Consider the following 26549-nt stretch of genomic DNA (forward strand, 5'->3'; position numbering starts at 1 on the left):
GTACAGCCAGGTTGCTTATGTCTTACTCACCCGTTCGCCACTCATCACCAAGGTGATGCGTTCGACTTGCATGTATTAGGCACGCCGCCAGCGTTCATCCTGAGCCAGGATCAAACTCTCCATGATACTTTATATCATCAATCTGTTTTTCTTTGACTCTTTTGTCTTCTGACTTTTGTTTCTTTTTTTCTTCTCAATTTTCTTTCTTTCGATCGAAATTGTTTGACGTGTTCTGTTCAGTTTTCAATGGTCTCCGCGGCCCTTGATCGGACTGCCTGTTTATATTACCACGTCCTTCCTCTCTTGACAAGTCTTTTTTATTATTTTTTGAATTTTTTTGAATAATATTTATATTCTATATTATCGAATCCTGCTCTTTCTTATCTATCTGTGTTTTTTCTTACCTTTTATTAGCAAAATAAAAATGCCCCACACTAAGTAGAAGCATTTTCTTTATCATATGTTTTTAATAAGTAACGATACAAAATAAAGCTCACTGCACTTAATCCTAATACTATAACTACGATCATCATGAATGCATGCATAAAGAAACTCTCAGGCAATATGGTAATAACCGGATCATAGCGCTCATCAAAAATCCAATCATTATTTCTAAAAACAATTTGATGAAAAATAATGAATGCTTTTGAAAAATCGATACTCGCTAAAAAACCGATGATTGCCGGTACAGCAACCGTTAAAACAGAAGTCCATTTAAAAAACAGAAAATCTCGCTCTTTAAATCGTTTGATACCGATTGGAATCGTTGTGATTAAGCCAACTGCACAGATTATCTGAATCACTTCAAATATTCTTTTTACTTCTTCAAAATGTTTGATTCCACTTTCTGACATAATAAAGTCAGGTAAAATAAGTGGCCCTTGGTAAAAAATGGATTGATAATGAATCAGTGCATCATAATTTTGTTTAATCTGTTCAACTGATAATAAAGTAGCATCTTTTATTTTTAAGTAATGAATATCAAAATAATATAATCCTTTAAAGAAAACTGTTATCACAATAGCGAGTGTAATGATTGTTATCATTGCAATGATCGCAAACAGCCAATCATTACGTTTCAGCTTACTCATATAAGAAGTTTTCCCCTTTTTGGGTCTCTACTAATGATAATCCCGGGAAATCCTGCTGACGCAGTGCTTCATAGATGACTAAAGCGACGCAGTTTGAAACATTAAGGCTGCGTGTTTTTGTACTCATTGGAATACGCATACATTCTTCTAAATGTTCTTTTAAGACGTCTTTGGGAATACCATCATGTTCATGTCCAAAAATAAAATAATGATCTTGATCTGTTTTTTTCATATCAAAATCGCAGTATGTTTTTTTACTGTAACGCGTTGTAAAATAATAATACCCTTTATTTTTTTGTTTAAATTCTTCCCAGTTTTCATAGACGTACATCTCTAAATCTTTCACATAATCCAAACCGGCGCGTTTCATCTTTTTATCGTCTAAATCAAATCCCAACGGTTTGATCATATGCAATGTCGTATTGGTCGCTACACAAGTTCTCATAATATTACCGGCATTCTGCGGAATTGCCGGATTGTAAAGTACGATATGATTTGCCATAACTGCCTCCTATAACTCTTTTATAATGTCAATCGCTTTTTTTACTGCTTTTGCTCGATGTGAGTATTGATTCTTTTCTTCCATACTCATTTCTGCACTCGTTTTTTCTAGCGGTGGGAAATAAAAGATCGGATCGTAACCAAAACCATTTTCCCCTAAGATTTCTTTTGCGATTTCGCCTTCAAATGTTTCTTCAAATAAGATCGGTTCTTGATTGGGAATAACGATGGCAATAGCACACACAAAGCGAGCACTGCGATTTTCTTTATCCTTCATCAACTCTAAGATATGATTATTTTTAATAATATAACTGGTATCATGTCCTAAAAAGCGGGCAGATTCCACTCCCGGGCGTCCATCCAAAGCATCGATCACCAATCCGGAATCATCAGCCAACGTTACTTTTCCCGTTTTGTCTGCAATTGTTTGAGCTTTAATTAAAGCATTTTCCTTGAATGTCTTCCCATTTTCTTCAATCTCAATATTTTCCTTAAATTCATCTAAGATCGATTTGACTTCAATATTTAGCGGAGCCAACAACGTTCTCATTTCTTTCATTTTCCCATTATTTGTTGTTGCGATAATTAATTCTTTCATTTTGTCACCTTCTTGTATTAAAACATTTTATCATACTTAAATAGAAAAAAACAATCTTTTACACAAATTAAAACATTGTCCTTATTTTTATCATTTCCTATTATAATAGGCACGTATATGATATTTGAAAGGACAATACTATCATGAAAAAATTAATTATCAACGCCGATGATTTCGGGATGTGTGAAGGTGTAACACGTGGAATCATCCAATGTCATCGTGAAGGTGTGTTAACTTCAACAACACTAATGACAAATATGCCCTATGCAGCAAAGGCTTTGGAAATGGCTGAACAATATCCTAATTTAGGAGTTGGGATTCACCTTGTTTTAACTTGCGGACGACCACTAACATTAGGAAAGAAAAGTTTTACTGATGAAAATGGTGATTTTAGAAAATTAAATACGTATCCTAATAAACAAGCTATCGTAGATCCAGATGAACTATATGAAGAATGGCATGCTCAAATCGAATTATTTATTCAATTAGCCGGAAAGAAGCCAACTCATATTGATTCTCATCACCATACTCACTTAGAACCGGGCAATATCGATGTAGCTGCTCGATTGGCTAAAGAATATGATCTGCCAATGCGCTTAACTCAAGATATTCAGCATCATTACGAAGTTGCGCCACTGATTAGAGGGTTCAATGGAGAAATCAAAGATTTCATTCAATTCTGTGAAGAAAATTTAGATAAAGAAGGGATTCAGGAATTAATGTGTCACCCTGCTTTCATTGACAATCATCTCTACACCAACAGTTCTTATGCCATCCCGAGAATTTTTGAAATGAAGTTTATTCGCAGTCCTGAATTTAAACAATGGTTAGAAGATCACGGGATTGAATTAATTAACTTCAGAGATATCAATAAAAGATAATGCCTTTAGTAACAGCCGGAAATTTTCCTGCTGTTTTTAATTTATTTAAAATATCTTTCTTTTAAATAGTGCTGTATAAAGTCTATTGATATAATTCTTTTTCCAAAACCGAAAAAAATAGATACAAGCGCTTTCATAGTATACAATGAATTTATGAAGGAGGTGTTATATTATGATTAGAGTATTATTATGCTGTGCTGCAGGAATGTCAACAAGCTTACTTGTTACTAAAATGGAAAAAAGTGCTGCTGACCGTGGTATCGAAGCAAAAATCTGGGCAGTCAGTGAGAAATCAGTTGACGCTGAAGAGGGGAATTATGATGTATTATTAGTTGGTCCGCAAATCCGTTACAAATTAAAGGAATTAGAAAAAAAATGTGAAGGTAAATGTCCGGTTTCAATGATCGACATGAGAGATTATGGTCGCATGGATGGGGAGAAAGTGTTAGACCTAGCAGTTAAACTTTACGATGAATTTTACAAATAATACTTATAAAGGTTACACGAGCGTGTAACCTTTTTTATTATAACGATTATATTTTAAGTAAATTAAAGTTTTATCTTTCTTATTTATAACGATATTTTTTTACCCTCTCGTCTTGAATAACACCATCAAAATCCATTCCAAATGCAAAGTCATAACAATGACCTTCACTATCTACATAAGGAGTCATATCGAATGGAACATCTTCCAACTGTGTTTCTACAGTATCCATATCGATTGGGATTTGCAGAGGCAATAATCCGCTTGGCATTCTTTTACCCGATAAAATATCAAAGATAGCTTGATTCTGAACTCCATATTCTGCGACGATCGCATCTGCATAAGGTTCAAATTCTGACATTACTGTCGGTCTTTTCAATTTCATGCAGACAATGACCGGTTTATCTTTCATTATTTTCTTCATCTTCAGCACATTGTCTAAATCTGTTTCATTTGCTGTCGTATTAGTTTTATTATAATAGCTTCGGTTAGTAAACGATTCCAGCGGATCTCCTCCCGCCAAACTTTCTTTTCTTGCATTTACGGCAGTATAAGGACGATACTGCAAGCTGATTGGCAAATAACCGTTTCCGCCCTTTTCTACATCTTTTGGATCATAAGAATCACAAATCGGTGTTTCCATGAAAACAATAGCAGCATCTGCCTCTTCTGGTGTATCGACCCATTCAAAATATTTATTCACCAAATCTTGTTTTACCGGAACAATATCTTCAGGTTCGGACATTGTACTAAAGAACGTTCTGTAAGCATCAATATGACGATTCGGAATATATACTTTTGTTTTTGCTTTCAAAGGTAATATATGATTTTTATTTTTAAGAAGTGTAATAGATCTTAGCTGAGCTTCATAACCGGCAGCCATGAATTTTTCTTTTCCCACTGTCTCTTTTGCTTCTTTTATATCAACATAAGGATTTTCAAATAAACCTAAGCGGAAGATATTCATTAATAAGCGTCTTGCAGATAATTCAAAACGTTTACGCATATAATCTTCACCAAATTCCTTACATCCTATTTCATAAGCCTCTAAAATCGGCTGGGCATCATTGTTGCCACCAAATTGATCGGCTCCGGCAAGAATAATTTTCAAGTGCCTTTCTGCTTCGGTCAAGCCTTCGACTCCCCAACAGGTACCTCCAAATGAATACACCGTTTCTCCTTGGTTTTTAGTAATTCCCCAGTCCGTACAAACAACGCCATCATAATTTAACTGATCACGAAGCAATCCCTGGATGATGTATTTACTGTAAGAATTTCCTACCATTTCATGATCTTTCCCTTTCAAATCAGCTGAAATCGTGTAATAAGGCATTACGGCAGATGCCATTTTTGTTTTCCCTTCTAACTTAAAGGCTCCCTCAATAAAAGGTTTCAGATGCATTTCCATATTTTTTCCGGGATGCACTGCGTATTTTCCATATGAATAATGAGCATCGCGTCCAGCCTCCCCGGTTCCGCCGCCAGGAAAATGTTTTACCATGGCATTGATACTTTCATATCCCCAGCCATCTTTGATTTCTGCCTTTCCAAAAGATGTCTGCAAACCATCACAATAGGCTCTAGCCATGTCCGTTGCTAGTTCGGGTGACTCAGAAAAAGTTCCGTTAAAACGCATCCAACGGGGTTCTGTTGCCAAATCAATTTGTGGGAATAATGCAGTAGTCAATCCTAAAGAACGATATTCTTTGGAAACAACTTCTCCGTATCGCTTTACTAATTCAGGGTCAAAAGTAGCCGCCATACCAATTCCGTCCGGCCATTTCGAGATATCGCTGTTTGCTCCGCCGTTAAATTCCGCATCGCTGATTGTTCCGTGACGAGGATCACTGCTGTTATTGACCGGGATCCCCAATGGCTGACTTTCCGCAAAAGCCTGTACAATATTATTCCATTTTGCCATGACTTCTTTATTTTTATAACGCATGACCAAAATATGACGTACATCATCTTTTTCAATAAATTCTTTTTGTTGATCAGATAAACTCCAAGGCTCAACGTTTGCTTCCTCAAAAGCAAGACCATGATAAGTTCCGCCAAAGCGTGCCATACCTTGAGCTGGTATCAACTGATGACTGCTGTAAAGCATTAAACCGGCAATTTGTTTGATTGATAGTCTTTCCGCTAAATCCTGAGCACGCTCTTTCACATCTAAACGCCAGTCCTCATATTTTTCTAACTGATGACTTCTTGATAAGTTTTTAAAATAAAGACCATCTACCTCTAAAATTGGAATATCACTATCTTTTGCGACTCCCAGTGTCGGACCATCTTGATTATAAATTAATTTATAGTTTTCTTTCTCTATGACTTTCATCTTATCCCTCCTGTTCTTATTTTATCATATTTTAATCGCTTTCATAAAGAAGAAAAAAGAACTACCCATCACCAGATAGTTCCATTAAGATATGAATATAGGCTTCTAAATCCATAGGCTTAGCGCAATAGTACCCTTGAATATAATCACAGCCCAGAAAACGAAGCAGATCAAACTGTTCTTTCGTTTCTACCCCTTCAGCAGTTACTTTAATATCAAACTGATGACACAGGTCAATTATCATTTTCACAATCGTCTGCCCACGGTCATTCGTTAACGAATCATCAATCAGACTTTTATCAATCTTTAAAACATCAATCGGAATATCTTTAATCATCGAAACGGAAGAATAGCCCGTACCAAAATCATCCATTAAGACAGCAATACCATCGTCATGCAGACGATTAATGATTGACAGCATGTCCTCATTATTATCAAATAAAGCTGTTTCTGTGATTTCCAGCTGAATCAGCTCAGAGGGAATCTGATACTTTTCCATAATATGCAGATAATCATCAACGAAAACCGGGGAATACAGATCTAAGCGTGAAACATTGATTGAAATTGCCCCTACTGTCAGCCCGGCTTTCAGCCATTGTGAAATCGAACAACAGACCTCTTCAAAAACATAGCGATCCAATTTAATAATACTGCCGTTGCTTTCAAAGATCGGAATAAACTGATTAGGAGTAATAAAATTACCGTCACTGTTTTTCCATCGGACTAAAGCTTCACCGCCATCAAAACGATTTGTATGCAGATTGTATTTAGGCTGATAATAGAGAACGAATTCACGATTATGGATTGCCAATTCAAACTTGTTTTCAATCATCTTAATTTGCAGAAGCTTTTCTTTTAGCTGATCATCATAGTAACTCACTGAATACATAACTTCTTTTTTTATAAGATTTAGAGCCAGATAGGCATGATCAATCATTGTTTCTAAACTTTCTGTCTCATCAATAGCTAAGCAAACACCAAATTTCGCTTTAATTTCATACTCTTGATGACCGAATTCATGGCAATGAAGAAGCTGTTGCTGAAGGCTTTCTAAACGTTGAGTGAACTTATTTCGTTCTTCAATGTGAAGCAGTAAGATAAAATGATCGCCGCTCTGACGAGCACAAAGTTCATGTTTATTTAGCTGAGCATACAAAATATGATAGATTTTCTTTAAAACAATATCTCCTTCCGAGAATCCATATAAGTCATTGATGTATTTGAATTTCTCGATATCCATTACCACGATTGCATAGGAAACATCCGAACGTTTAATCAAAGAACGAGCTTCCAACTTGAAACGTGCTTGACTCATTCCGCCGGTTAAAGCATCGGTAAAGATCATTTCTTCCTGCTCTTTTTGATTCTTTTCTTTCTGCTTATAAATATACACGACTAAATAACTGATTGCCCCGATGCAAATTAAAGCAAACGATGCCGACAACAGCATTAATGTGTTGGTGTATGTGGCAATAACCTCATCGGGAATAATGGTCAGCACATACCAGTTGTTGATATCTAAAGGACGATAGTCCATATATTTCCCCACACCATACGTATAAGTTAAGTTTCCTGTTTCATTATTCTCGATAGCTGCACGTAGTTTTTTTGCTGTGGCAGTGTTCCCCTTATTTTCATTTAAAGCATCATAAAAGTTAGTAAAATCGACCTTGCTGTTTTTATTATTTGAAGCAATGACACGATCCCCTTTATTATCGATGACATAGGTATATCCCTGCCCATTAAAAATGGTTGTTGTCAATAAATTGCGATAGTAATCTGTCGCATATGTAGCGAACAATAACGCGACGACCTCTCCTTCTTTGATGATCGGGGCACTGAATACATTGATTTCTTTTCCATCCGATTTATCGATAATCGTTCCCGAGACACTCGAATATCCATTCAATCCTTTTATAAAATAATCACGGTCTGAAAGATCCATGATTAATCCATCTGTGGTTCGTCCCACCCCTTCGAGATCAACGATCCCCATTCTTTTAAAGAAGTTATCATCATTGAGTGTATCCAGCTTCGTCAATATATAATCTGTGTCTAATTCTTCCTGAGCAATGTAATCCGCCACATTACTAAGAACCGACTCTCCCTTTTCTACTTCCTTTTTTAAAACTTGTGTGGATTGATAAGCGATTTCCGAAAGCATAGATAAAACTCGCTCACGCATCGTATTATAAAAAATATTGGTATATAGGAGCGATCCTATCACCAAGGCAATCACAATAATCACAAATCGTTTGGATGTCGAATATTTTTTCATAATCGTCCTCTCCCCCTAAATTAGTAGGATACCCAAAGGTGTCCTACTAATGATCGAGTGCTAGCTTAATTTCATCAAATGTTTCCTGAATAAATTTCTTCACCATCTGCTGTGTCACGCACATTCGAATCACGGCTGGCAAACGCTGATAAAACTGGTTGAAAACATAATTGAATTTATCCTCATTTTGTCCGTATTCAAATGCTTCTTCAGCAACAACAATCATTCTGACTAAGAACCTTCTAAGTCCTAGTTTTTTGATGTTGATTAAAATAATAGCGACTACAAAGAATACAACCGCTGCTGTCATACATACTGTACACATTCTATCACCCCTCTACAGAATATGCCAGTTTTCGACAATGAATTAATATATTTGTCTGTTTAAATCAATTTATATTCATTATTTACCATTTCTAGTACAACGATATGGCACTTAAAATCTTTATATTGTGCAATGATATAGTGGTCATTTATTTTTTCAATCAGACAATAACGAAATAATAACTCTTGATTAAGGTTCAATGTTTCTAAAAGATCAGGATCTTGTAATAAAGCATGAGAAAAAGTCTGACGCTGTTGGCGTGACCATTCACTTTTCCACCACTTCTTTGGCTTTACTTTAAACAATTCCAGATAGTCTAATATCATTTTTTCTAAAACATCAATCCCTTTTGTTTTTAAATAGGATTCTAAGTAAACAAAGAGATCATCGACCTGATGTCCAATCATTTTAAAATGGTAATCGATATAATAACGACCAAAATCGTGAAAGAATTCAAAAGGTGAACTGAACTGATGATCGAACAAATCATTCATTGTGCGAGAAAAACGACCACTGTTCCAGTATTTTTCCAACATTTCTTCTGCCACATGAATTTCCTGTCTTTCCTCATTGCTTAATACATGATTAGCAAAAATTTCATAGGGTGCTTCTTTTTGATAGGTATAATCATAAAGAGCGGCATCTTGGCGTAAACTGGTACCACGTAGTAATTTCAGAAAACCAAGCTGTAATTCTTTTGCCCGGAAAGCAAAGACATCATCAAAAGACTGTTTAAAACGTTCATAGCTTTCAAAAGGCAGTCCGGCAATGAGATCTAAATGAAGATCAATCTTATCGCCTTTGACTAACTGCATGATGACCTCACTAAGACGCTGAAAATCTTGCTTTCTTTTGACTACTTCGTTGGTGGGCTCATAAGTAGATTGAATCCCAACTTCAAAACGCAATAATCCCTTAGGTGCCTTTTCATTGACAAAATCAATAATACGCTGATCCAAAACATCGGCGTTAACTTCAAATTGAAACTGCTGACCGGGAAGATGATGGGTCACAATAAATTCTAAAATATCCAATGCTTTTGTGGGATTGACATTGAAACTGCGATCTAAAAACTTAATTGTTTTGGCACCGGCTTGAATGATTGCAAGGAGCTGTTCATGGATATAGGCATCACTATAAAAACGGACGCCTTTTTCTAAAGAGGACAGACAGTACTGACATTGATAGGGACATCCTCGGCTTGATTCAAAATAAACAATACGATCTTTAATATGCGGTAAATCCCGTTCTAAAAGATAGGGGGATGGAAGTTTTTCAATCTCCGCAAGATCACAGTTTTTGGCAATACCTTCATTCATTAAGAGTCCATCTTTTAAATAGCAAATTCCTTCTAACATCGGTTCCCTTTTTTCTTCTATGGCGGTTAATAATGCGGGCAAGGTTTTCTCCCCCTCTCCACACAATACATAATCAATAGAAAATTCTTCTAAAAAATAGCGTGGCTCATAGGTAACTTCCGGTCCGCCCAAAAGAATCACGATATCTTTCTGGCGCTGTTTTATCATCGCCGTCAGTTCTTTTATTTTTTCAACATTCCAAATATAAGTAGATAAAGCCAAGACATCCAATTTCATAGCAAGGATACCCTCACATACATCGTTCAGATCATCTTTAATCGTATATTCTTTAAAATCTATATCAAATTCATCCACACAGGCAACATACAGTAAACGCAGTGCCAAAGCAGTATGAATAAATTTTGAATTTAATGTCGCAATCAATGTTTTCATAAGATCCTCTACTTTCTCATACGCTTATATTTTAACACAGTTATAAATAAGGAATAAATAAAAAAGGGATAAAATCCCTTCTTAATAGTCAATTTCCGGCAATGTGCTTGTATTTAAGCAATATTCCTCAAATGTCCATCCTTTATCATGAATCACTTTCGCAATATCTTCTCCGACATAACGTAAATGCCATGGTTCATGTGCAATTCCGGTAATATCTGCACTTTCCGTTTCAAAACGAACAATAAAGCCGTATTTGTAACAGTTTTTAATCACCCATTGATATTCTTCTGTATCACCAAAAGTAATACGTGTTCCGTCTACCACGCTTTGTGATGTAATATCCACACCTAATCCGGTTTGATGTTCACTTGCTCCCGGTAAAGCCACATATTCAGAAGCATAGATTCCACCATAGATAGATTCTGTTTCGTCGTAGACTTTGGTTTGTTCACTGTAAGAACGATAACCGCTGTTCAACACTAATTCCATTCCTGCTTTTTTAGCGTCTGCTGTCATTTTAACCAAAGCATCCGCTACCACTTGTCTTACCGTATTATCCGTATTGTCCGGTGCAATCGGCATTTCCGGTACGACTAAATCACTAGGGACATATGTATTAGGTAAATAGAATCCTTTCTTAACTAAAGTCGTGATTTCTTCCGGATTCTTTATTTCATAATGTTCACTTGTAGGATTGGTTGAAATGATGAACGGGAAGTTGACAATATTCACTGCATATTCATCACTGTTATACTGCGTAGAAGCGGTGATATATTCCCCGATTTTCTGATAATCAAAATATTTGTATTTATTGAAACGATTGACTGTTTCCATTGTATACTTGTTTGTAATCAACGATTGAATATCGTCCATCGACGCATTTCCTAAGATAGTCCAGATATCTGCATCCGTATATCCTAAGTTCACTAATTCCGGATATTTTTTATCCATAAAGCTCTGCATCGCTGAAACTACATCTTCTTTGCTCATCTCCGGATGCAAATCGAAGTAGCGATCATACTCATCGTAGTAACCTGCATTCAAATCAATTGCCAGCCAGTCTGTCAGATATTTAACCTTAGCTTTTGACAATAATTCCGCTTTTACATCTTTACTTTGTTTCAAAACGATATTAGCATCATGAAAACTATATCCTTTTGTCATTAATTTAATACGATTGAAATTTAATGCAATCACTATCGCAATCACAATCACAGGGATTCCGACAAAAACTAAGATTTTTCGCCAATTAACCCTTCTTTTTCTTCCATAAGAACTATAATATGAACGTTTATTTCTCATTCTTCTTTATTCCTTCCATAAGTACTGACTTGAATATCCCTGCCCAAACAGCTGATCGTACTGAAGTAATTCATGATCCGCTAAAAACTGTTGGATCTCATCAGGCATATCTTCCGAATATTTATAAAACTGATTGTTTTTCCCTAAGACAAAATAATTATTATATCCATCTACTAAGCTTGATGCATAGTAATTGTATTTTAAATAATTTGGTAAAGTCACTCCGGCATTTAATAACGTATATGCTCCCAATACTGAAGAATCCATCGTCACGTCAATCTGTGTGGGAATATCATAATTCGCCCATATCACAAATGGCGTTTTGTATTTATTTACATCATCCAAATGATCTGAATCCTTATTGATCGTCGAACTCACAAACGGATGATGATCACCAAACATTACAACGATTGTCGGTTCCTCTTCATTTGAGAAATATTCTACTAATTTTTGATACATCGCATCTGCATCTTGGACACCACGGGCATGAACCCCGGCTTCCAATTTACCTTCTTCTTTAAAGAGACTGTCCTCTCCCTCTACGCCTACAACCCCATTGCTGGTATCGGTATAAGGGGTATGGTTTTCCATTGTGACACAAAATGTAAATAGTGGTGAGTCTGTATCTTTATTTTCATAGCAAGAGACAATTTTATTATAGACTTCTTCATCACTGATATACCCTTTTACTTTCTGGGTGTCTTCGCTGAAATCATCAATAGTATAAAATTGATCAAAACCAAAAGCAGGATAAACGTGATCACGATTCCAAAACGTTCCTAAATAAGGATGAATCGCAGTTGCGGTATAACCATCTTCTTTCAGCACTTTGACCATGCTGTCTTCGTCATCATCTAAATAACGATCATAAGCAACACTTCCTATCGGTAAATGCTTCATAGAATGTCCGGTCAAATATTCAAATTCAGTATTTGCTGTTCCTCCGCCAAAGATTGACACCAATAAATCTCCTCTTACCACATTTTTATTTAATGAATGAATAAACGGTGTCAAAGGTTCATCAAAACTTAATCCCTCATTGGCAATCGTTATATCGGAAAAAGATTCATTCATAATCACAATGATATTCGGTTTTTCTGATACTTCTACCGGAGTTGGGTCTTCGATGGAATCTATTCTGTTGATCACCTCTTCTACTTTTTCTTCACTGTAGCCTTCCGGGGTGACAACCGAAATATTTTTCAAATTCATAAAGAAAGATAAAATAAATCCATTCTCACGATAATTCTTATCTTGATTCCAGTCCATATTTGTGATCTTTAAACTTGTCAGTACTTCATTATTAAAAATAACACCAACCGTTAAAGAAGATAATACAATGAATGCCAACGCTAAATACTTAAATCGAATGCTGATTCTTTGCTGTTTCCTTGCTCCTCTGAACTGCTGATATAAAACAGCACATAACACCACCAGACATAAAATGACCTGCCAGCTAATTTTTATATTTAACTCTGTCATGATGCCTGCCGCCGCCTGTAAATTCAGCACATCCCATAAGACAACATTTTCACCCTTCATAAGAAGTTTATAATAGTTGCATATGCCGATGATGACAAGCGTCGTAATAAAAATTATATTGGACCAGTTGAGCCGGTTCATGACAAGATATATCAAAATACAAATATTGCAGTAAATGATATAATTCATCAGCAGTACCCGTTTATGATGAAACATCCAGTTTACTAAATCAAATAGATTAAATGTTGGATGATTAAGCAGTTCTACACATAACAGGGCGATCAGACTAATGATGAAAACACTCTTATAAGCCTTGATAAAATATAATATTTTATCTGCTACTTGCTTTAATATTTTCATAGACACACCTCAAATAAATAGTTTATCATAATTTGGCTTGAATACAAGAAAGATTGTAAAAAGAAAAGAAAGCTATACTTTCTCTCCCAAATATTCTTTTTTGCCTATTTCGTATAAATCATTGCCCTCACAGTCGATGACGACCGTTAAAGGGAAATCCTTTACATCGAGTTCGCGTATCGCTTCTGCTCCCAAGTCATCAAAAGCAATCACCTTTGCTTGTTTAACACACTGGCTAATATAAGCCCCGGCTCCGCCAATTGCCCCAAAATATACGCCTGTATAAGTATGCATCGCTTCTTTCACCGCTTCATTGCGATAGCCTTTCCCAATCATCCCTCTTAATCCTAACGAGAGCATGGTAGGGGCATAAGCGTCCATTCTTCCTGAGGTTGTAGGTCCGCCGCTGCCAAAGACCTGTCCCGGTTTTGCAGGCGTTGGTCCTACATAATAAATAATCTGATCCTTTGGATCAAAAGGTAATTTTTTTCCTTGTTTGACCAATTCAACTAAGCGTTTGTGCGCCGCATCACGCCCGGTATAAATTGTTCCTGACAACAACACTTGATCTCCCGCTTTTAATGCTTTCACTTTATCTATTGTTAAAGGTGTTGTTAAACGTATCATAGAGATACCCCCTTATGTCTGGCAACATGACAGCAAATGCTGACAGCAACCGGCATTCCTGCAATATGAGTCGGATAAGTTTCAATATTAAGGGATAAAGCCGTTGTTTTCCCACCATATCCGGCAGGTCCAATCCCCGTTGCATTGACCATTTCCAACAATTCCTTTTCTAATGCCTGATAGCGTGCATCTGTATGATGTGACCCCACTGATCGAAGCATCGCTTTTTTAGAAAGCAATGCTACCTTATCAAAAGAACCCCCGATTCCTACTCCGATTACCATCGGCGGACAAGCATTGGGGCCTGCATCTCGAATTACCTTTAAGACGAACTCTTTTACACCCTCTACCCCATCGCTTGGTTTTAACATTTTGATCTGACACATATTTTCTGAACCGAATCCCTTAGGGGCAACGGTAATATCCAATCGATCCCCTTCTACAATATCATAATAAATAAGAGCAGGGGTATTATCTTTTGTGTTCACACGATCAAACATCGGCTCACTGACCACGCTTTTTCTTAAATAGCCCTCATCATAACCTTGGCGTACCCCTTCGTGAATAGCTTCTTCCAAACTGCCTCCGATAATATGAACATCCTGACCTATTGTCATAAAGACACACGCCATCCCGGTATCTTGACAGATCGGTGAATGATTCTCTTTTGCCAATCTTGCATTTTCTGATAGTATTTTCAATGTATCTTTGGCGATAGGAAATGTTTCTTCCAAAAGCATCTTGTCAAACACTTGACTGATATCATCCGGCAGTTGACAGTTTGCTTCAATACATAAGTCTCTTATTGCCTTTGTAATCACTTCTGTTTTTATCTCTCTCATGAATGAACCCCCTTAAAAAAAGAAGATGAGTCATCTTCTATTTATTGTGTACAAATAAAGCATGATAGCGGGATGACATCAATTCCATCAATGTCAGTAATGTATGTTTCCCCACATGACCATATTGTGGATCTCCTAATTGAATTACTTCATCAGCAAATTCTGCAATTTCCAGATCTGCTTGCTGAGTAATGACTGCTACCTTGCATTTTGATTTTTTAATATAGTGAAATGCCTTTGATCCGGTTTTAACAAAGTTTCCATTTACCGTAATAATAATGGCTACAGAATCACTGTCTAAATGCTTTGCACTTTCAATTTGTTTTTCATAATCAATATAAGCGATAGTGAATTTACCTAGCATTAATAAATCTGCCTGAAGATGCAAGGCGGCACTATGCGAAAATTGTGAACCGAAAAAAACAACTTTTTTTCCTTCTTTGATATAGCGCAGAACATTGTCAATCGCTTTCCAATCCAATTCTTTCTGCATATCCTGCAAAGAAAGGATAATCTGTTCAATGTAGTCCCCCGATGCTTTGATCGGTGTTCTTTTCATAGAATCTACAGCAATTTTGGTAATTTCCTGTGAACGTTGTTTCAATTGTTTAATATACGAACAGTCCTGTTTTAGATGTGCAAAATTATCATACCCCAGCGTTCTGCAAAAACGAGAGATAGTCGCCGGTGAAACATAACATTCTTTGGCTAAATCACTGATACCGATCGTTGACAATTTTTCTAAATTATGCACCATATACCATGCGATATTATAGTTTGTATCACTTTCGTCCGCCGTATCTAAATAGATAATGAGCCGATAATATAATCCTTTCACCTATCCCACCTCTTTCAGTGACATTATACATGAATTTACAAAAAATGAAAAGGTTTCCACTCTATATTTACATAATAACAAGAAATAAAAAAAGACAGGTTTCCCTGTCTGTATTATTGTATTGAAACAGCATATTTTAATGGGGAATAGGCATTCTTAAATGACTCTATTGAAACTTCTTTTAAATCACGGCGATAAGGATCTTGAATAAATAAGATACTTTGATCTAAATCATATCCGACTACCAATACGACATGTCCGTTATCAACAGCACTGCCAAATGAATATTCTTTCACGATCGGTTTAGCAAAGTCCAAAGTAACATAAGCGACAACCGGATTGCCCTTTTTCACTTCCTCAATAATAGCATCTATTGAAGAACCGCTGATATTCTTACAAGGTCCATACTGATTTCCATATGCTGCCAACGGTGTCGGGAAGATTCCCTGATAGGCATCTGCACTTTCATCTAATACAAACGGATCTCCGCTAAATCCGCTGAGCGGATCTTCAGATCTAGGCAAATTAGCAACAAAACTCTTTAAATCTAAAGGTATATACCCTTTAAACTTCAGTCCCATATATAACGATGTGGCTTCACATCCCATAACCGCTCCAACATCCATTTGGTTATAGTAGGGAACATTCAGTTTCGTGACCTTAGTTTCCGTTGGTTCTTGGACAGGCGGTGTAGTTTCAGACGGATATGTTGGCTCATTGCTCGGTGGCGGAGGTGTTTCCTCTTCCTTTTTTACAACATGAACCGTTACGGACTTACTTTGTTTATTCTCATAGACATCTTGTGCCGCAACATTCATTGTATAGTCACCCTCAAGATTCGTATCGACCTGAGCAAGATCAAACTCCAGTGGCAGGCATTCACTTAGATCCACAGCACTAAATAAACTGTCAAAATCAGCACTCTCCCCTAAATTCACAGTGACTTCATCCGGTCCTTCTATTTGCGGAGCAGTTGTATCTTTAATCGTAATCTTAAAATTCAAAGCTTCTTCCTGATACGTGATTAAGGCACCATAAGTTCCGACTTTCGTATACGTTTGATCATTTTTTGTTATCATATCTTGTTGAGTCATACCGACGGATAACGTACTATTCGATAATACTTCATTTTTTTGTTTGTCATCCAACTTGGTTAAGTCTAAATAATGCTCGGCTTCCAAATCGACCGTTTCACCATATTCTACGATAAATTCATCCTGCTTCACTTTTAATAAGGGCTGTTCCTTCTGATTGGCACACCCACCTAAAAGCAAACAAACAAAACATGACATGAATATCTTTCGTTTTTTCATATCTATTCCTCATTGTTCTTTCCAATGTCTAGTGACGTTGTGTTGTTTCCTCTTCATCTACCACTTTATAATCTGCATCAATCGCTCCATTGGAACGTGATGAAGACTGATTCGTATAACTGCTGCTATAATCTTCCTGATCGTATGAATCATAATACTGAGTTCGATTTGAATAAGATTCTCGTTCATCTGATCCATGAAGCTTATATTTTATATTTTTATAGATCCAATATAATAAATACAGCAAGATCGGAATCCATGCAAACTGAATTAAAAAACTAAAAATTATAATAAGTACGATGACGATGACAGCGATATATAGATAATTATGCATACTTTCACATCCTTTTGGGCAAGTCTAACACGGCTAATTGAACTTATTGTGAACTACGATAAAATAGTTCATAAATCTCAACTTCCAATCCTCTGGCAATCTTTTCTATAGCTCGTAAAGAAACATTTCGTTTTCCTCTTTCAACATCAGAAATATAGTTCTTTGATACATTACAGCGAAAGGCCAATTCTTCCTGCGACCAGTTACGCCTATTGCGTAATTCTCTTAAACGATTGCCAAACAATGTCTCAATCGTTTCCATTATGTATGAATCGCTCTCAATTTAGCTGCCTCTTCACTGATTTTCTTGAATCGGTGATGCAAGCCTGATTTAGAAATCTTTAAACCGGTCTTTTCTTCATATAAGCTTGCCAATTCATTTAGGCTGACGTCGGGGTTTTCTAAACGTACTTCTGCAATTTGTCTGGTCTTTTCATCAAGTAATGCCAATCCCATCATTTCTTCGATCGTTTGAATATCCTGAATCTGCTGATTAGCCGCATTCATCGTTTTCATTTCATTAGCAATCTCACAATTTTCCAAACGATTGATATTGTTGATGAAATCACGGTCAATACGAATACTCTCATAAGACATATAGGAAGAAGATGCTCCTACTAAGCCTAAAAAGTCACCTATTTTTTCCGCCGATTTCAAATAAATAATATGACGGCTGCGGCGTGTAATGACCTTGGCATTCAATTCAAACTGATTCATCAAATACTGAATAAACATTGCCAGTTCTTCATTTGTCACTGAAATCTCTAAGTGATAATTCGCTGTGGAAGGATGATTCACACTGCCGGTTGCCAAGAAAGCACCGGCTAAAAAGGCACGTTTACAGCATTGCTTGGAAGTAATCGATCCTTGTGGAACATCGGTTAATCCAAACCCTGCATAAAGCCCTAGGTCATCCAGAATTTCTTTAGCCTTACTTACTTTTACGACATAAATATTATTCTTTTTTAATTTCATTTTTCTCAGTACTTTAAATTCGATCTGAGGATTATATATTTCCTTTAACAGCTTATGAATTTTTGAAGCAATCTTAGCATTTTCTGTACGAATATCAATCGTTAATCCCAAATTGGACAATGATAAAGTGCCGTTAATTTTAATTAATGCCGCCAAAATTGCTTTTCCACAACAGGGTTCAAATTCATTGAATACAATTTCTTCTTTTACTGTTCTTGAAAAAGATATCATCCAATCCCTCCCTTAATGATCTGCATCACGATGCAAGCGATGAACCTGATAAATCTTTGCATAATGGTCAGCAAAATAGTTTGTTAAAGTGACGGAACGATGTTGTCCACCGGTACAGCCAATGCCAACGACTAAATGCATTCTTCCTTCCTGTTCGAAGTTTTTAAACAAATAATCCAAGGTAGGCGTTAAAACTTCAACAAATTCCTGTGTTTCCGGCTTTTCCATCACATAGTCATAAACCGCTTTATCATTACCGGTCTGTTCTCTTAATTCATCAACATAAAATGGATTAGGCAAGAAACGAACATCAAACATAAGATCTAAATCTTTGGGAATTCCATGCTTGTAACCAAAAGAAATGAAGCTGATTCGAAACGGATCGGTTTCACTATGCAGATAATAATCTTCAATTAACTGCTGAAGCTTATTGGTTTTCATCATACTGGTATCGATCACTTTATTGGAAATCCGCAGAACCGGCTTTGCGAGTTCACGCTCAAATTCAATGGCTTCTTGTAATGAAGCGGCTCTTTCACTGATCAACAATGGATGAGAACGTCGAGATTGTTTATAGCGTTTCAGTAAGACATCATCATTCGCATCAAGGAATAGAATGGATAAATCAATCCAATCTAAGTTGGATAAGATACGTGCCGCCTGCAAAGCGTCCTTTAATTTAACGGCATACGCCACTTTTGTATATTCTTTTGATGTTTTTAATAAATTCGCAAACTGCTCCAAAAGTTCAATAGGAGCATTATCGATACATTGAAATTCTAAATTTTCAAACACTGCCATGCAGCTTGTCTTACCTGCTCCGGATAATCCGGTTACCATTACTAACTGTATTCTATCCATAGTATCACCTCATATGTGTATTATATACTATTTTGCTTGTTACGCCCATAGCTCACGCTTTAAAAGTTATTTATTTAGAAAAAATCAAGGGAGATTTTCCCTTGATTTTGTTATTTAAAATAAAGTCCTGTCAATTCATCCTCATTATTGAAAGTAATCGTAAACTGAACCTTTTTATTCTCATACTTGGAAATAACCACAACCGTTACATTTTCATCTTTTGAAGCAAAACTGTAAGTTCCATAGTCTTCAAAGGCACCTAATTGCTCTAAAGCCGGTCCCCATGTTTCTTTGATTGCCTGCTCAATATTGATTTCTTTCATCTTTGCATCGGACATATCTTGAATGGCAGCATAATCTTCAGCATTCAATAAATCAATGACTTCATTGGCTAATCCCTTAACACTTTCCTGTCTTTCTTTTGACACATTGCTTTTTTGACATCCTAATAATGCCACAATACAACATCCGATCACTAACCATTTAAGATACTTTTTCATCTTCGATACGCTCCTTCATCATCAAAAAGTAACACCCTACAAACATCCCTATCGCCACAATAAAAAGAGCACATTCACTTATAAATAACGATCCTCCCAAATAAGTGATCGTTATCGGAATCAGATTGAACATCCCATGCAGCAGGATTGCCAAAGCCCAATATAAGAGGGGATGCCCTTTCTTGACCCCAATAAAAATGATGATCGATAAAGTGACATGTACTAAAATCGCGGCAATACGCTCACTCCCGATAGGTAAAGCATTTGCCAATGGAAGTGCCGCTGATAATGCTGGAATCCCGACAAGCAAAATGGCTTCAATCCCACCATGCCCTAAACCAAAAGCAACGGCTTCATAAAAGGTATTCGTTTTTTTTAAAAGTTTAAAACTCACTAGTCTTCCGGTTTCTTCAAATAGTCCCGCAGAAAAGCATGTCAGCCAAACATAAGCATAAGTATTGTTGATGATCCATACTTGGGCAGATGCCTGACTTTGCCACCACGTAAGCAATGGAATACGCAATAGTACCTGAGAAACAAAAAACGTCAGCCCACCAATACCAAAGGTTAACAAACAGCGTTTATTCTTTTTAGCGAGCAGGCTTAACAAGCCAAACGGAATCACAAAACACGTTAAGAAAATCCAAATCGTTCCCATAATGGTTCTCCCTTCCCTAACCCCATTATAAAGCTATCTTTAAGACAAGTAAATCTTCATCATAAAAAAAGAGGATTTCTCCTCTATTCAAACATGTCACGATTAATTGCCTGCGCGGCAATGGCACCATCATTTGTTGCAGTAACAACTTGACGAAGGAACTTCTTGCGGACATCACCGGCCGCATAAATACCCGGACATTGCGTCGCCATATCTTCGTTTGTAATGACATAGCCACGTTCGTCTAAGATATCTAATCCTTTTGCAAATTCAGTAACGGGATCTGCTCCGACAAAAGGGAAAATTCCGGTTACTTTTAAAGTACTGCGTTCTTTGCTTTGGCTGTCTTCTAACACTAAGCCGCTGACTTTATTATTTTCCTGATCAACTTCAATTTCTACCGGTTTCTTTAAAAAGTGAATTTCGATCTTATCATTTTCATTTAATTTATCCTGAACGATTTTATCTGCTCTAAAGACATCACGACGAACGATCAAGTGTACTTTGCTTGCAAATTTCGTTAAATACATGGCTTCTTCCAAAGCTGAATTTCCACCGCCAATGACAGCCACTTCTTCACCGCCAAAGAATGCTCCATCACAAACGGCACAGTAAGATACACCACGTCCTGTCATTTCTTCCTCATTAGGAATACCGATTTTTCTTTCCTTCGTTCCTGTTGCAATCAGCACCGCTTTCGTTTCATAAGTGTTTTCTTCAGTGATGACTTCTTTATGTTCTCCTAAATCTTTGATCTCTTTTACCATTCCATATTCGTAAACCGCACCAAAACGAGTGGCGTGTTCAAACATATCATAAGCAAGTTCCGGTCCGGCAACAATTTGTTTTCCGGGATAATTTTCAATTTCGGCTGTTAGGTTTAATTTCCCTCCAGGAGCTCCGCCATCTAAAATCAATGTATTCAAGCCGGAACGTGATGCGTATACGGCAGCACTCATACCTGCCGGACCTGCACCGATAATAATTAAATCGTACATAGTATTCTCCTTTTCTAAACGGATTCTTTATTCTTTCGCATATATAAATAGATAATCGCAATAACACCAACGATAACAAAGACAACCGAAGTCAACTGCGCCATTTTAATAGATCCTAACATCAAAGAATCACTTCTGAATGCTTCAACGATAAAACGGGTAATACCATACCATACAAAGTAAAGAGCAAACTGGCATCCATCTTTTTTAAGAAAACGGCTGATGACATAGGCGATCAAAATAAATCCTAAAATATTTAATACCGATTCATAAAGGAACGTTGGCTGTCTATAGTATCCATTTATATACATACCACTTTTTATAAATTCAGGCAAATGAAGTGCATCGATATGTGCTTCTGTGATGATTTGTCCAAATGCTTCCTGATTCACAAAATTACCCCAGCGACCCAACGCCTGAGCAATTAATACAGTCGGCATAATGGCATCTCCTGCCTTTAGTATATCAACATTATGTTTTTTCATGAAGTGGACTGCATAAGGCAATACCGCAATCACCCCGCCTTGAATCGCCAGTCCTCCCTCATAAATCTTGAAAATATCAATTGGATTGCTGATATATCTTTCACTAAAAGTGAAAATAACATACCAAATTCTTGCCCCAATAATACCGATGATTAAGACATTGATTAAGAAGTCAGAAAAAGGAAAATCACTGTAGCCACGATCACTCATTCTTTTTTTAGAAAATAAATAAGCAATGAAAGCACCGGACATAATACAAACAGCATACCATGTAATATTCAGTGGTCCCAGCTGTAAGAAAATTGTCCTGCTGGGAAAAAGAGCCATTAGTTTTGACTTCCTTTCCCATTTTCAATATTAGCTAAAATACGATCGACAAACTCTTTTGAACTGTCATAACCTAATTCTTTTAGACGTTTATTCATGACCGCCGCTTCAATAACAACGGACATATTACGTCCGCCAGTTACCGGAACAACTAATTTATCTACTTCTACTCCTAAAATATCTTCAACCACTTGTTTATCTTCTATTCCGATTCTGGTATATTCCTTGCTTGGTACCCAACGTTCTAATTGGATAATCATATCAACTTGGTCTTTTTCCAAAACAGCACCAACGCCAAACATTTTAACAACGTCAATGACACCGATTCCACGAATTTCCAATAAGTTTTGCAATACCGTCGGCGATTTTCCAATAATTTGCTGACCAATCTGATAAAGCTCAACCGCATCATCGGCTACAAGCAGATGCCCTCTTTTAACTAATTCCAAAGCAATTTCACTTTTTCCGATTCCACTGTCGCCTTTGATGATGACACCTTTTCCATAGATATTCAAGAATACTCCATGCATCAGTGTTTCCGGTGCCAGCTTTTCATCAAGGAAAGCAGATAACTCCACCGAAAAACGTCCGGTTGTTTGGGCGGTCAACATGATCGGAAAATTCTTCTTATCAGCAATCTCTTTTAATATAGGGGGACACTGATAGTTTTTGGCAATCACGATTACCGGTGTTAAATCATCGGTTAAGCGTTCAAAACGGGTCACTTGTTCCTCTTGTGTCATTTGGTCAATGAATGCCATTTCCTTTTCACCGAATACCACGACACGACGGAAATCACTATGCTGGAAAAAGCCGGCTAATTCAAAACCGGGACGATTGATTTCCGGAACCAGAATCTCACGATCTAATGAAGATTCGTCTCCGGTTGCTTGGATAAGACTTGGATAATGTTCGGTTAATACTTTCACTAATACTGATTTTTTTGACATGATGGGTCCTCCTTACGATACGTTGTGATCATATACAGTATTTCCACTATTACAAATAATAGTAATGTTCCTGATAAAGTCATATAACTTCCTCCCTTTAGTATAAAGGAATTTAGCAACAAAAGAAACCAACTTATAAAATAATGTATCGTTTTTAATAAAATTATCCAATTCAGCGTCATTTGTTTATTTTTAAAATGATGAAGAATCAAAAACAAATAAAAGAATTCAAACACCGTGTAGCCAGTCATATAAAGAAGGCTTACCAACAGCATTTCCTGCATTTTTAAAGAGGCGGCGAACTCAAAGAAGCCTAATATCAATAAACCTAAAAAGACGGAAACCAGACGTTTCATCATCTTTTTAGGATTTAATGCATCAAGATCTATTTTCATTTAACACATGCTGTAGAAATTGACCGGTGTAGCTGTCTTTGCATTTCGCTACTTTTTCAGGGGTTCCTGTGACGACGATGGTTCCGCCTTCATCTCCGCCTTCTGGTCCCAAGTCAATAATATGATCAGCTACTTTGATCATATCTAAATTATGTTCAATAATCACAACCGTATCCCCATTATCGACAATGCTTTGCAGGACTTCAATCAAACGGGCAACGTCATGAGAGTGCAGTCCTGTTGACGGTTCATCAAGGATATAGACTGTTTTCCCTGTCGCTCTTTTTTGCAGTTCGCTTGCAAGCTTCACGCGCTGTGCTTCTCCTCCTGATAACGTCGTTGCACTCTGTCCTAGTTTGATATAACCTAAGCCAACATCTCTTAACGTTATCATTTTATTCGCAATCTTAGGCAGATTAGCGAAGAATTCACAGGCATCTTCTACTGTCATTTCTAAAACATCATAAATATTTTTCCCACGGTACATGACTTCTAATGTTTCACGATTATAGCGTTTTCCTTCACATTCTTCACAAGGAACATAAACATCCGGCAGGAAATGCATCGAAATACGACGTACCCCATCTCCTTGACAGGCTTCACAACGACCTCCTTTGACATTGAATGAGAAACGGCCTTTATCATAACCTTTTAGTTTAGCGTCAGTTGTTTTCGCAAACAAATCACGAATATCATCGAATACACCGGTATAAGTCGCCGGATTTGAACGCGGTGTACGACCAATCGGGTCTTGGGACACATCAATGACTTTATCCACATGCTCTAAACCGAGAATCGATTTATGTTTCCCTGGTTTGATCTTCGTACGATTGACCGAAGCTTGAATTCCTTTGCATAAGATTTCATTTACTAAGGAAGACTTTCCTGATCCGGATACCCCGGTGACAACGGTATACGTTCCTAATGGAAATTTTACATTAAGTTTCTTGAGGTTGTTTTCTTCAGCCCCTTTGATTTCAATAAACTTTCCATTGCCTTTGCGACGTTTTTTAGGTACCGGTATGCTTAATCGATGGGACAAGTATTTTCCTGTGATCGAATTTTCATCTTTCATGATCTCTTCCGGTGTTCCGGCGGCAATCACTTCTCCACCATGAATTCCGGCACCCGGTCCGATATCAATAATATAATCTGAGGCACGCATCGTATCTTCATCATGTTCAACAACGATGACACTGTTTCCCAAGTCACGAATCTGATGCAAGGTATTAATCAGTTTATCATTATCACGCTGATGCAGCCCAATAGACGGTTCATCTAAGACATAGAGAACCCCGGTTAAACGTGAACCTATCTGGGTTGCCAAACGAATACGCTGTGCTTCTCCCCCAGACAATCCGGCTGCCATACGTGACAGGCAAAGATACCCCAACCCGACATCAAATAAGAATCCTAAACGATCTTTAATCTCTTTTAGAATCAGTTCTGCGATAACCGCTTCGGTCGTCGTCAATTGGAGTTCATTGAAGAAACGCAATGCTTCTTTAATGGATAAATCTGTCAGCTGTGCGATGTTTAATCCACCAACACGAACACTTAACACTTCATCTGTCAAACGTTTTCCATGACAGGTCGGACATGTATGTTCAGCGGTAAAAGATTCATAGTATTCTTTTGACCATGAAGAAGTTGTTTCCTCAAAACGACGCTGAATCAACGTTTTGACTCCTTCTATGTATTTTGTTGTCTTACTGACATTTCCTGAACTGGAAGTAATCGTATAAGTAATGGGTTCGGTAGAACCAATCATGATAATATCCATTTCTTTTTTAGTAAATTTCTTTAATGGCTTATCTAAATCAATATGATATTTATTACATAAAATCAAGAAGCGCTGCCATTCAATACGATCAGTTCCGATCGCCGTTTTAAAATAACGAATTCCCCCTTGATTGATAGATAATTCACGATCCGGTATAATCAAATCAACATCTACTTCATTTTTAAATCCTAATCCTTTACAGTCAGGGCATGCCCCTAAAGGAGAGTTGAACGAAAACAGACGTGGTTCTAATTTAGGTACGGAAAAGCCACAGATCGGACAGGCATGATTTTCTGAGAACAGATGTTCTGTTTCCGTCGTTAAGTTTTGAACGATGGCTTCCCCTTCGCTCAATTTCAAAGCCGTTTCCAGTGAATCTGCCAGTCTTGAACGATAATCTTCACGTTTTACAATACGGTCAATAATGACTTCGATATTGTGGCGCTTATTTTTATCTAAATCAATTTCCTCTTCTAATAAACGCGTTTCACCATCAACACGGATACGCACATAACCTTCTTTGCGAAGTTTATCAAAAAGATCTTTATGTGTTCCTTTCTTATTTTTCATGATCGGTGACAATACTTGCAGTCTTGAACCATCTTCAAAACAATCTACTGTATCGATCATCTGCTTCACAGTTTGAGACTGGATAGGAATATTATGTTCCGGACAATAGGCAACCCCGATTCTTGCATAAAGCAACCTTAAATAGTCATAAATTTCAGTAACCGTTCCAACAGTAGAACGAGGATTGTGACTGGTTGTTTTCTGATCGATTGCAATGGCTGGTGATAATCCTTCAATGCTGTCAACATCCGGTTTATCGGCATTCCCTAAGAACTGACGCGCATACGCACTCAATGATTCCACATAACGGCGCTGACCTTCAGCATAGATCGTGTCGAATGCTAAAGATGTCTTTCCCGATCCGGAAAGTCCGGTCATGATGACAAGTTCATTACGTGGAATCTCAATATCAATATTTTTTAAGTTATTCTCACGTGCTCCTTTTATAATAATTTTATCGTGTTCCATATT

26 protein-coding genes and 1 rRNA gene are annotated in these 26549 nt (G+C 37.1%); 2 read left to right on the forward strand and 25 right to left on the reverse strand.

The window, feature by feature from the left end; all coding sequences use genetic code 11:
- The 4 genes from BN1225_RS14465 to BN1225_RS00020 all read right to left on the reverse strand — a co-directional run.
- A 16S ribosomal RNA gene (locus tag BN1225_RS14465) occupies positions 1-126 on the reverse strand; the annotation flags it as partial.
- A 308-nt stretch (positions 127-434) separates the two neighbouring features.
- Positions 435-1091, reverse strand: coding sequence for a TIGR01906 family membrane protein (locus BN1225_RS00010; protein WP_041137787.1), 657 nt, complete (start codon positions 1089-1091; stop codon positions 435-437).
- Positions 1084-1593, reverse strand: coding sequence for a tRNA (cytidine(34)-2'-O)-methyltransferase (locus tag BN1225_RS00015; RefSeq protein ID WP_041137788.1), 510 nt, complete (start codon positions 1591-1593; stop codon positions 1084-1086). Before BN1225_RS00015 ends, BN1225_RS00010 begins: the two co-directional genes overlap by 8 nt.
- Positions 1594-1602: 9 nt before the next feature.
- On the reverse strand, positions 1603-2190 hold the full coding sequence (locus BN1225_RS00020) for an XTP/dITP diphosphatase (RefSeq protein WP_041137789.1): 588 nt from the start codon (positions 2188-2190) through the stop codon (positions 1603-1605).
- A 143-nt stretch (positions 2191-2333) separates the two neighbouring features.
- Between BN1225_RS00020 and chbG the strand changes: the two genes are divergently transcribed.
- Positions 2334-3071, forward strand: coding sequence for a chitin disaccharide deacetylase (gene chbG, locus BN1225_RS00025; protein ID WP_197066511.1), 738 nt, complete (start codon positions 2334-2336; stop codon positions 3069-3071).
- 172 nt (positions 3072-3243) lie between these two features.
- Entirely contained in the window at positions 3244-3558 is a 315-nt protein-coding gene (locus tag BN1225_RS00030) for a PTS sugar transporter subunit IIB (RefSeq protein WP_041137791.1), read from the forward strand.
- Between the two features lie 79 nt (positions 3559-3637).
- Here the strand turns inward: BN1225_RS00030 and BN1225_RS00035 are convergent, their stop codons facing one another.
- From BN1225_RS00035 to uvrA, 21 genes are all read right to left on the reverse strand, one after another.
- A complete protein-coding gene (locus BN1225_RS00035; protein WP_041137792.1) occupies positions 3638-5890 on the reverse strand; it encodes a glycoside hydrolase family 3 protein in 2253 nt (750 codons plus the stop codon).
- 61 nt (positions 5891-5951) lie between these two features.
- Positions 5952-8168: a bifunctional diguanylate cyclase/phosphodiesterase gene (locus tag BN1225_RS00040; RefSeq protein ID WP_041137793.1), complete on the reverse strand. Its 2217-nt coding sequence runs from the start codon at positions 8166-8168 to the stop codon at positions 5952-5954.
- Positions 8169-8214: 46 nt separating this feature from the next.
- Positions 8215-8493, reverse strand: a complete 279-nt coding sequence (locus BN1225_RS00045) for a hypothetical protein (protein WP_041137794.1) — start codon at positions 8491-8493, stop codon at positions 8215-8217.
- A gap of 59 nt (positions 8494-8552) precedes the next feature.
- A complete protein-coding gene (locus BN1225_RS00050) occupies positions 8553-10244 on the reverse strand; it encodes a B12-binding domain-containing radical SAM protein (RefSeq protein ID WP_041137795.1) in 1692 nt (563 codons plus the stop codon).
- An 81-nt stretch (positions 10245-10325) separates the two neighbouring features.
- Positions 10326-11549, reverse strand: a complete 1224-nt coding sequence (locus tag BN1225_RS00055; protein ID WP_041137796.1) for a M15 family metallopeptidase — start codon at positions 11547-11549, stop codon at positions 10326-10328.
- Between the two features lie 6 nt (positions 11550-11555).
- Entirely contained in the window at positions 11556-13391 is a 1836-nt protein-coding gene (locus tag BN1225_RS00060) for an LTA synthase family protein (protein ID WP_041137797.1), read from the reverse strand.
- Between the two features lie 72 nt (positions 13392-13463).
- A complete protein-coding gene (locus tag BN1225_RS00065) occupies positions 13464-14018 on the reverse strand; it encodes a Fe-S-containing hydro-lyase (protein ID WP_041137798.1) in 555 nt (184 codons plus the stop codon).
- Positions 14015-14860, reverse strand: coding sequence for a fumarate hydratase (locus BN1225_RS00070; RefSeq protein ID WP_041137799.1), 846 nt, complete (start codon positions 14858-14860; stop codon positions 14015-14017). The genes BN1225_RS00065 and BN1225_RS00070 overlap by 4 nt, the downstream gene beginning before the upstream one ends.
- A gap of 37 nt (positions 14861-14897) precedes the next feature.
- Positions 14898-15698: a MurR/RpiR family transcriptional regulator gene (locus BN1225_RS00075; protein ID WP_041137800.1), complete on the reverse strand. Its 801-nt coding sequence runs from the start codon at positions 15696-15698 to the stop codon at positions 14898-14900.
- A 113-nt stretch (positions 15699-15811) separates the two neighbouring features.
- The gene (locus BN1225_RS13920) at positions 15812-17011 is read right to left on the reverse strand and encodes a C39 family peptidase (RefSeq protein ID WP_052466136.1); all 1200 of its coding nucleotides are present in this window, start codon (positions 17009-17011) and stop codon (positions 15812-15814) included.
- A 28-nt stretch (positions 17012-17039) separates the two neighbouring features.
- A complete protein-coding gene (locus BN1225_RS00085) occupies positions 17040-17345 on the reverse strand; it encodes a hypothetical protein (protein ID WP_041137801.1) in 306 nt (101 codons plus the stop codon).
- Positions 17346-17388: 43 nt separating this feature from the next.
- Positions 17389-17607 carry a helix-turn-helix domain-containing protein gene (locus tag BN1225_RS00090; protein ID WP_041137802.1) on the reverse strand — a complete coding sequence of 73 codons (219 nt, stop codon included), beginning with the start codon at positions 17605-17607 and terminating at the stop codon, positions 17389-17391.
- Positions 17607-18551 carry a DNA-binding protein WhiA gene (gene whiA / locus BN1225_RS00095; RefSeq protein ID WP_041137803.1) on the reverse strand — a complete coding sequence of 315 codons (945 nt, stop codon included), beginning with the start codon at positions 18549-18551 and terminating at the stop codon, positions 17607-17609. Before whiA ends, BN1225_RS00090 begins: the two co-directional genes overlap by 1 nt.
- 12 nt (positions 18552-18563) lie before the next feature.
- Complete coding sequence (gene rapZ / locus BN1225_RS00100; RefSeq protein WP_041137804.1) at positions 18564-19412, reverse strand: RNase adapter RapZ; 849 nt, start codon at positions 19410-19412, stop codon at positions 18564-18566.
- A gap of 110 nt (positions 19413-19522) precedes the next feature.
- Positions 19523-19912 carry a DUF3887 domain-containing protein gene (locus BN1225_RS00105; protein ID WP_041137805.1) on the reverse strand — a complete coding sequence of 130 codons (390 nt, stop codon included), beginning with the start codon at positions 19910-19912 and terminating at the stop codon, positions 19523-19525.
- Complete coding sequence (locus BN1225_RS00110) at positions 19896-20570, reverse strand: YhfC family glutamic-type intramembrane protease (protein WP_041137806.1); 675 nt, start codon at positions 20568-20570, stop codon at positions 19896-19898. Before BN1225_RS00110 ends, BN1225_RS00105 begins: the two co-directional genes overlap by 17 nt.
- A gap of 83 nt (positions 20571-20653) precedes the next feature.
- On the reverse strand, positions 20654-21568 hold the full coding sequence (gene trxB, locus BN1225_RS00115; RefSeq protein ID WP_041137807.1) for a thioredoxin-disulfide reductase: 915 nt from the start codon (positions 21566-21568) through the stop codon (positions 20654-20656).
- A gap of 14 nt (positions 21569-21582) precedes the next feature.
- Positions 21583-22380 carry a prolipoprotein diacylglyceryl transferase gene (lgt, locus tag BN1225_RS00120; RefSeq protein ID WP_041137808.1) on the reverse strand — a complete coding sequence of 266 codons (798 nt, stop codon included), beginning with the start codon at positions 22378-22380 and terminating at the stop codon, positions 21583-21585.
- Positions 22380-23330, reverse strand: coding sequence for an HPr(Ser) kinase/phosphatase (hprK, locus tag BN1225_RS00125; protein WP_041137809.1), 951 nt, complete (start codon positions 23328-23330; stop codon positions 22380-22382). The genes lgt and hprK overlap by 1 nt, the downstream gene beginning before the upstream one ends.
- Complete coding sequence (locus BN1225_RS00130; RefSeq protein WP_041137810.1) at positions 23309-23725, reverse strand: hypothetical protein; 417 nt, start codon at positions 23723-23725, stop codon at positions 23309-23311. The genes hprK and BN1225_RS00130 overlap by 22 nt, the downstream gene beginning before the upstream one ends.
- On the reverse strand, positions 23709-26546 hold the full coding sequence (uvrA, locus tag BN1225_RS00135) for an excinuclease ABC subunit UvrA (RefSeq protein WP_041137811.1): 2838 nt from the start codon (positions 26544-26546) through the stop codon (positions 23709-23711). Before uvrA ends, BN1225_RS00130 begins: the two co-directional genes overlap by 17 nt.
- Positions 26547-26549: the final 3 nt, after the last annotated feature.

This window comes from Beduini massiliensis (genome assembly GCF_000829905.1).
Classification (GTDB): Bacteria; Bacillota_I; Bacilli_A; order Erysipelotrichales; family Coprobacillaceae; genus Beduini; species Beduini massiliensis.